Below are 8,567 nucleotides of genomic sequence, written 5' to 3'. Positions count from 1 at the left end.
CAACGGGATACTGCTCAACCCTTGATAAGGCAGCATCCAAACTGTAGAGGATGCACTCCAGCCCTCAAAAGAGTGCACCCTTCCCCTCAACGGGATACTGCTCAACCCTTGATAAGGCAGCATCCAAACTGTAGAGGATGCACTCCAGCCCTCAAAAGAGTGCATCCTTCCCCTCAACGGGTTTTACTTAACTTTCATCGCATCTCATTCTTATGAACCCTCATTTTATGAATCCTTAGTCAAAGACACAAAAAAGATGTTTGCTAGCTACTATTGTATCACCCATCTTATGGGATTCTACTTCCCTACAGAGCTTTCAAACTTTTTTACGCCTTCATAAAATCGAATCTAAAAGAATTCATTAAGGCAATTAAGGGTAAATTTTGTCAAAATGTAGACAAACTTTATTCTTTTTTGTGACTGTTGTATTTTTACTATAGTTATTCAAATCAATTTTATATATGATACGTATCGATATTTATTTATCGAAATAAATATAGGAGAAAAACTATGAATATCAGATATTTTTTCATAGCGGGGGCAATTACAAGTGGTTTAGCTCTCGCGATTCAAAAATCTGATCGTATAGTCAATAAACAACCCTCTCCTATTGTTGCACCTTATACTGTCGAGAAAACAAATTTACAGTTTGTTAAACAAGTAAGGGACACATCGGATACATTGAATATACTGAGAGTCAGTAATAGAAGCGCATCAGAACAAGCATCAATAAACGATATATACGAAAAAGGAAAAAGTTTATTGAATGCAATAGCTGGTTTTTTAGGATCAATTATTATATATTTTATACAATTGGTTTCCGCTAGAGTATAAGATACAAAAATTTCTTAAAATAAGGTTATATACATTTTGTATATATTGTAAAATTTAAATAAAGAGGCCCTTTTAAAATGGGGCCTTTTTTAGTTTAATTTTTCCAATGTTTTTATTTTTATTGGCTAAATATCACCGCCTTCAAAAATGACATTTTTTACTTGTCCCACATCTCAAATAATGAGGGCTATCCCCCTAAGCTCCCCCCTCTCATACCACTTTAGTTAATAGACTTCCCTCATAGCGCTTGAATAAGCGATAATCTATGAGCATTTTCTAACAAAAAAGAGACCGCCTTTAAGAAGATAGCAGAATTTATAATCGATTTTTCTCCCCTATTCTTGAGGATCAAACCATTTTCAGTCTATTTTTTAAAATCTTGGCTATTATTCTTGATTTTTCGAGCACTTTATTTTGCTCTGGTGTGAAAGCGTCTCAATCATAGTGCTTTTCTTTAACAGAAGAGTAAACTAATCAATTTTTATATCCATAAATGCGATTTTACCATCTTTAATATAAGTAATATCAGGAGAATATTTTACCCCCTCTGCTTCAAACACGAACTGTTCATCACTCACCCCTTCAAATCCTTGTTCCCTTAATTCTTGTTTTTTCTCCTCAACTAATTTTTTATGAAAATCTCGTTTTTGATTACACGTATTAGGAGATCTTACTCTGAAAAGCTGATAGTCCATGGCTATAGACCACTTCTCAGCAACCCGTTCCAGAAGATCGTAACTGAACTTTCCTTCCCTTTTCACTTCTTGAGCAATCACTATCGCGCGTTCCAAATGAACTTTTTCAATGGTTTCATCAAAGCCAAGCTTTTCCCCTGCCGTAAAACTTTCGTCATAAGAAGCTAAAGTCTCAACATCACCCAGCAAGGCAAGAGCTGCAAGATGCAGCAAAGCATAAGGTGCGAACTCTACTTCATCACCCAGTGCCCAAGATAAAGAGTCTTTTTCCCAAGGGGGAAGACTATATTGAGAGCGAAACATTTCATGCAAAGAATCATCTTCCATTGTCCATTTTAAAGTTTTATCGAGAGCTTTCTTTAAACGCTGGGCGCTCACTTTTTCTTCAAAAATTTCCAATCCATTGGGCACAAAGTTCATAAATACCGTTGGCAAAACCCCAGAATTATGAGGATTAATCGTCTGACAAGCCGCAGCAAAAATACCGCTCATAATTAAAAGTCCACGATCAAAGGGGGAAAATTCTTCCACTCGTTTCTCGTTATAAAGAAACTGCACTTCACGATCTGGTAAAAAGAGGGTTGCCAAATAATCTCCTTTTCCCTCGATTTCCACCGACCATCCCAAGCTTCTTAAAAGCCCTGTTGCACTTTCTATCGTGAGAATTTCATCATCATCATAATCGACAGAGAACTCTTTTTCCTTTAGTTGCAAACGCCTCTCCTGCACCACGGCTTCGTCTTTCCAAAACTGCTGCGTTGCAAGATCATTTTCTTTAAGCACTCTTTCCAGCGCGCCTTTCACTTGGAAATTCATTTTCATCCGTTTGAAGACAGAGGTATAAAGAGCCACAACAAGCATGATAATGATCATGAAAATAGCAATAAATACCCAGAACTCGGGATCTAATAGAAGTACGGCTATAGGATCACTGTTCATTTTCCCCTCTCAGTCTTTACAAAGCCCGTGCGACAGAGAGCTTATGTGCTCTCCTACAGAGATTGCTTCTTCTAGTTTCTGAATATTTTTTTGCAACTCACACGTCACTTTGGTGCGAAGCCGTAACATAACCGGAATAAAAATAATGACACAGACCGTTATGGCGACCGTCGTTTTAAAGAGAACGGCATGCACAATATATTGCCACCCTGTCAGCTGCCAATTTAATACATCTGGTATTTCTAGAATCATTCTCCAGATGATAATGAGAACAGCAGTAGCAAAGATAACTTTATAATCCTTTGCTGAAAGAAACGCTTGCTGGAGCGAAAAAGAATGCGCTCTTTTATGCGTTTCTTGCTCTGATGTCCAATTTTGCTCCTTCATGTATTCCCCTCTCACTCTTTGAAAAGACCCGTGCGACAGAGAGCTTATTTGCTCTCACACAGAGATTGCCTCTTCTCGTTTCTAGATCTTTTTTTCCAATTTACGCATTATGATGATGCAAAACCCAAATATCACCAGAATAAAGAAAAGTACACAGGCCGTTATGGTTTGCGTCATAATAAAAATTATAATATTCCGTGCTACCTTGGGCCCCTCTTACCTTCCTCACATCTCAAACAATGAAGATTTTCAAACCGCGCCAATCTGTAACCGATAGTCACAATTCAGCTTTTTTCCAAAAAATTCTCCTATTTCCAAAAAAATGCCCCTGCATCCCCACTTCAATAGGATTCATTTCAAAGCTTGAGTGAACAAAGCGCCTAAAAATACGAAAACAACCCATATACCGCGCCCCCCTACGAGCAAAACCGTTCCTTCCTCACATTTCAAACGATAAAGTAAGTCCCAAGCGCTCACTCTAAGCTCTAAACCCTACGCTCTCATGTAATAACGCTTTAATCAATAATGGCCCATAATCAATGATCCATAATCGGCTTTTCTTCCACTCAAAGCCACCCAAACTGCTCCTTAGAGCAATGTTTACGGACAACCCATAAAGAGCACCAAAACATAACAGAAGCAAAATGGTATAGAGAGCAATCCCTTTAAATGTTGAATCTCTCATAATTTTTTCATTATTTTTTCCCTCTCATGACTTCTCAAGCGCTGTATCCTGTTCTTGCAAGACGCTTTTCAGTTCTTTTCTTAAACAGCAATACGTTCTCACCTGCTTAAAGACACCATAATAAAGTTCCAAAATCATCATGGGAATAAAAGCAACCCACACTGTCACGAATATAAGCAAGAGACCAAATATCCCGACAAGAATATTGTCCATTTTCCACCTCACTTTTTCTTTATACCTATCCTTTTGATCGGTTATTTTACCCCGTTGCTGGTTTATTTCTTTCAATTTCCGAGTATTTTTTACCAACAAACGCCACAATATGATGCAGAGTATCAACATAACTGGGAACAAGACCCAAACACACACTGTAATAACTTTCCAAAACGCACACAGAGAGAGAAAAAGGGGTGTATCCTGCCACCCTGTCCATTCCCCATTGCTCCCTAAGGATGGGAAAAAGAAAATCCTGTTGCACAACTCAATAATGAGTGAGAGGAAACAAATGACAACATACTCTCGCGCAGAAAAATACTCTTTCCTAAAAAAATAGCACAGTTCATTACAAAATGCTGAATTTTTCCACTTCATTGCTCTTCCTTTTTTTATGAAAACCGCATTTCTTTATCTCATGCCCGCTCTTTTAAGCACCACTAAAAGTACGATGCATGACACTTCCCTTATTTTCAACAAAAAACCCCAACTTTCTAAAAGCGCAGTTGCTCTTCCAAATGATAAGAGCATCCTCCTCATTACAAACCTGATAGGCTTCTTTATCCTCTTTGTCTGATGATTTTCCAACCAATCCCCTCTTCTTGTGTCACGAGCTTCCAAACATTGCCTCTTCCCCCTTCACTATAGCTACAAAAGCGCCTTATCGCGCTCTTTTCTTATGCGTTTTAATTCCCGTTTTACTCTACAATACGTTCTCACGCGCTTGAAAACAAAATAATAAAATTCCAAAATGATCATGACAACACTCGCAGGAAAAAAGACTTCCAGCAGAAATATCAACCAAAGGAATACGATAAAAAAACTGCTTATTTTTTCTCTATCCTTTTTTACCGGATTATTTTGTTGATCGGTTGTGTGATCCCGTTGCTGTATAGCCTCTTCGAACTGCTGAATCTTTTTTTTCAACAAATACGTTAAGATGAGATAAAGCACCAATAAAACAGGCATCAAGGCAACAACACACACCATGATAACTTCACGCAGAACAAAGAGCGCCAAAAGAGCGCTATCCTGCGATACACTCAACGACCACTTGGATTCTAATGGGATCAAAAGAGCTTTATGACCTATCCCAATAATGATAGAAATAAGACAAATGATAATATGGTCTTTATAAGAACGAAATGATTTTCCAAAAACAAAAGAGCACAGTTTGTTATAAAATGTGGAATTTTCCCCCTTCATTTTCTCTTCCTTTTTATACAACTTTTTGTCCCTAACTTTATGAGAACACGAATAAGCTCTCAAATAAAATTTCGTCCATTGTCGTTAAACAAAACACCCCAGAAAACACTCGTATTGCATATTTATGTTGCCAATACTTTTGCCAATTCACGTGCTTGTTTTAAAGAAACATCTCTCAACACTTGCAAACCAACGCGCACACACCCCATTTCACGAACAGCACCCATGAAGAGGATAACAATAGCGCCCTCATGAATATATCCCCCTTACTATAAAATCTATCCCCACCATTGTTTCAATAACAAAGTGTAATCCGGCGCTATCGCTCCCCCTGCTGCCTCTATAATAGTCTTACCCTCCCTTGCAACAAGCCATACTCGTTCCTCTACGATAGCCCTTATTACTTGAAACGATAGAGGCATTTTTTTTCTTTTCTCAATTGTTTTCTGCCCCCACTTAAGACATGAAAAAAGGAACTTCCATTGATGCGCAAATGATTGCGCAATAAGAGCATTTGAAATGAGAAAATCTCACAACACTCTTATTCCAATTAAAAAAGATCAATGATTATTATAAATCAAAATATGACGATATCTTCCTTTTTTTCATTGAGGATCTTGCAAGCCAATAGCTCAGAATATATTCATAGAAGTGCTTCTAAGACAGAGAGACAGCCGCGATTCTTGAGATCAAGCATTTTAATATTAATGAAAGCACTAACATTCCCTTACAAGTTTGAGGTGTTGTTTTGTCAACAATCTTGTTAGCATGGACTGATTCTATAACTATGCGGTATCATCACAACTGCTCCTTATAAACAGCATAATGATACGCGTCATTTTACTCACAATTCTTTTTAAGCCTTGCGTTATAGGCTTGTCTGGAAAAGATAAAGGAGAATCCTATTGAATATAGCAATTATTTTGGGGTCTGTGCGTCAACCTTCCTTAACAAGAACTTTAGCCAATTATTTAGCGGATTGCCTCATGAAACGGGGTGCATCACTTCAGTGGGTTGATTTGCGTGAACAGCCCTTACCGATGACAGATCCAGATTATCACCATCAGGTTGAGGCTAATCCAAATGCTGCGGTTCGTGAGTTTGTAAAAACCATTGCAGCGGCTGATGGTATTATTTTAGCAAGCCCCGTTTATCAAGGGTCTTATTCAGGTGTTTTAAAGAATGCTCTTGATAATTTAGCTTATAATGCCTTTTTAAATAAACCTGTTGGGCTTATCTCTCATGGGAGTACCGCCAAAAAATGCGCACAACCGTGTGAGCATTTAGTGCCGGTGGTGCACACGCTTTATGGTTATACACTCCAATGTCAAATCGCCTCTTCCAACGAAGATTTTTCCTCAGATGATGAAGGACGTACTTGGAAAGTTATAAGTGAAGAGGTACAAACCCGTTGTGAAAGGCTTGCTGATGAAATGTGTACATTTTTAAAGCAACGAAGTGTGATTTAAAGCAAAGAGGGAGGGGGCATGAAAAAAAAGGATGCACACTATCGTTATTTAGTGGTAGGGGGTACCGGGATGCTTGCCCCTTTCTGTCAATCACTAGAACCGCAAGAAGTGATTATTGTTGCACGCTTTCTTTCACATAAAGTCCAGCTTGAGGCATTGCACAACAAACAATTGTGCGTGCCGTTGGATTATGATTGTGCCGCATCAAAGGCACAATTTTTAGAAGCTGTGAAGCAATGGCATGATCTAAAATATTGCATATTATGGATTCATTCGCCCGCCCATGCATTTTCTTGCGCATTAATTGAGCAGTTAGCTCTTTTGCCTAAACCACCCTGTATTCTTCATATTTTTAATTCCAACACGCATGATCAAATGATCCTCGAGTGTGCGCGCAAAAATAAGGTTGATTTTATCCCCATTCGATTAGGACAAAAAACAACACCAAAAGGTTCACGATGGCTGACCCATCAGGAGATAAGCCAACAGGTACTGGATGCCATAAAAAACCATATGAATAAACAAAACTTATGATCAATACCTATGCTTTGCAAAGAAGCAACGCCCCTTCAATCTCTATCCATACCCGAACTTCCTCTTGAGTATCCCATACTCTTTACATCATAGGCTTTGCGAACGAACAATCCCCCTCCCTTACCGCCTCTAAACAGCATCCTTATATCAACAGCCCCAGAACCAAGCGTTTTTTTAAACCATTCTCACACAGGCTTATCCCCCTCTGACGGTTTATGATCTTCACACGGGCTTATTCCCTCTCACGGTTTATTCCCTCTCACGCAACTTAGAGAACATAATCTTATGGGGCGTTATCTTAAGGGGCAGCATTATGGCATAAAACTTAAAACAGCAAATTATGTTTAGAATTTTTTGTCTATTTTAAAGCTGACCTTTCTTTCCACACCTCAAAGAACGATGATTTCTAAAAAACGTAAGGTTCCCACGAAAAACTTCTCTTTCAACAGTCCAAATTTTAGCAGGTTCGAGTTGACTTCCCGCTCATAATCTTCCCATAATACTCATACGCGACAAACTTTTTTAAAGAAATTTCAACACGCTTCTTAAAACAACACTTAAACATACCAAGAAAGCTTATATCAAAACAGAATTTTATGACATCATGGGATGATATATTATAAAAAGCACCATATCAGAACCGAATGAAAATTAGGCACCCTTACAGTCAGCGTGCAAAAAGCACCCTCATAGAGTCAACATGATAAAAAATTATCGCAATAAACCGAAAAGAAAAAACCGATAGAAAACACAATTAGCAAGCATACTTGCTTTAAATGCATTTTACGACAGCAAATAAGAAAACGTAAAATAAAGAACCGTGAACTTTCAAGCCATTAAACTCAAAAAAGTGGTGAATTCAGCTAAATTTAAAGCCTTATAAGGAAAACTCACTAATCATATACAAGATACCAAAGATACGAAAAACTTCTCTCAATTTTAACGCATTTCACAATCCAACCTTTGCATCTTCATTGGCACCCTCTTCTCCCAAACCGCCTCACAACCCTCACGGCTCTTGACCAATCACACGTTCTAGCCGTTACAGTTTCACGTTTTTACGATTTTGCAAATTCAAAGAAAACAGGAAGCCTCCGATAAACAGCCAAAACCTGTTACAAGCCTATCATCAGCCTATTCATTGCCATCAGCTCTTTTCCCCCAGAGATCAGCGTAAAATGAGAAAAACAATCGATGCCCTCCTCCCAAGCCATGAAGCAATGGCATGATCTAAAACTTATGCCTCCCCCATGACACGAGCACTACATGCGCTTTTTCAGCGCTGCATTTAATTGTTTCGTAACCTTGTAATACGAGATCAAACGCTTAATAAAAGAAATAACAGCACCACACGCGCGCTTTATTTTTCTTATCTTTTTAACACCATTCCACACACACTTCCCTTTCACAAAACTCCCCCTATTCCAATGACGCATTTCACAATCCAACCTTTGCATCTCCATTGGCACCCTCTTCTCCCAAACCGCCTCACAACCCTCACGGCTCTTGACCAATCACACGTTCTAGACGTTACAGTTTCACGTTTTTACGATTTTGCAAATTCACAGAAAACAGGAAGCCTCCGATAAACAGCCAAAACCTGTT

General features: G+C 38.5%; 9 protein-coding genes. 3 read left to right on the top strand and 6 right to left on the bottom strand.

The genetic code is table 11. From position 1 onward, the window contains the following. The first annotated feature begins 510 nt into the window (after window positions 1-510). On the top strand, window positions 511-834 hold the full coding sequence (locus ACFINF_RS06990) for a hypothetical protein (protein ID WP_375620250.1): 324 nt from the start codon (window positions 511-513) through the stop codon (window positions 832-834). Window positions 835-1,304: 470 nt separating this feature from the next. Here the strand turns inward: ACFINF_RS06990 and ACFINF_RS06985 are convergent, their stop codons facing one another. The 6 genes from ACFINF_RS06985 to ACFINF_RS06960 form a co-directional block, all read right to left on the bottom strand. Then, window positions 1,305-2,468, bottom strand: coding sequence for a DUF6990 domain-containing protein (locus ACFINF_RS06985; RefSeq protein ID WP_375620249.1), 1,164 nt, complete (start codon window positions 2,466-2,468; stop codon window positions 1,305-1,307). 9 nt (window positions 2,469-2,477) lie between these two features. Further along, window positions 2,478-2,855, bottom strand: coding sequence for a hypothetical protein (locus tag ACFINF_RS06980; protein WP_375620248.1), 378 nt, complete (start codon window positions 2,853-2,855; stop codon window positions 2,478-2,480). Between the two features lie 709 nt (window positions 2,856-3,564). Further along, window positions 3,565-3,753: a hypothetical protein gene (locus ACFINF_RS06975; protein ID WP_375620247.1), complete on the bottom strand. Its 189-nt coding sequence runs from the start codon at window positions 3,751-3,753 to the stop codon at window positions 3,565-3,567. Between the two features lie 430 nt (window positions 3,754-4,183). After that, a complete protein-coding gene (locus ACFINF_RS06970; RefSeq protein WP_375620246.1) occupies window positions 4,184-4,345 on the bottom strand; it encodes a hypothetical protein in 162 nt (53 codons plus the stop codon). Window positions 4,346-4,401: 56 nt separating this feature from the next. Continuing rightward, window positions 4,402-4,959, bottom strand: a complete 558-nt coding sequence (locus ACFINF_RS06965; protein ID WP_375620245.1) for a hypothetical protein — start codon at window positions 4,957-4,959, stop codon at window positions 4,402-4,404. A 278-nt stretch (window positions 4,960-5,237) separates the two neighbouring features. After that, window positions 5,238-5,381: a hypothetical protein gene (locus ACFINF_RS06960; RefSeq protein WP_375620244.1), complete on the bottom strand. Its 144-nt coding sequence runs from the start codon at window positions 5,379-5,381 to the stop codon at window positions 5,238-5,240. A gap of 483 nt (window positions 5,382-5,864) precedes the next feature. On the opposite strand from ACFINF_RS06960, the gene ACFINF_RS06955 reads away from it, so the two are divergent. Both ACFINF_RS06955 and ACFINF_RS06950 read left to right on the top strand, forming a co-directional pair. Beyond that, on the top strand, window positions 5,865-6,428 hold the full coding sequence (locus tag ACFINF_RS06955; RefSeq protein WP_375620243.1) for an NADPH-dependent FMN reductase: 564 nt from the start codon (window positions 5,865-5,867) through the stop codon (window positions 6,426-6,428). Between the two features lie 18 nt (window positions 6,429-6,446). Further along, a complete protein-coding gene (locus ACFINF_RS06950) occupies window positions 6,447-6,962 on the top strand; it encodes a short-chain dehydrogenase (protein WP_375620242.1) in 516 nt (171 codons plus the stop codon). Window positions 6,963-8,567 lie beyond the last annotated feature (1,605 nt).

The sequence above is a fragment of the Bartonella sp. TS25HLJMH genome (assembly GCF_042193505.1).
GTDB lineage: Bacteria > Pseudomonadota > Alphaproteobacteria > Rhizobiales > Rhizobiaceae > Bartonella > Bartonella grahamii.
This window is presented reverse-complemented; position numbering and strand designations above follow the sequence as displayed.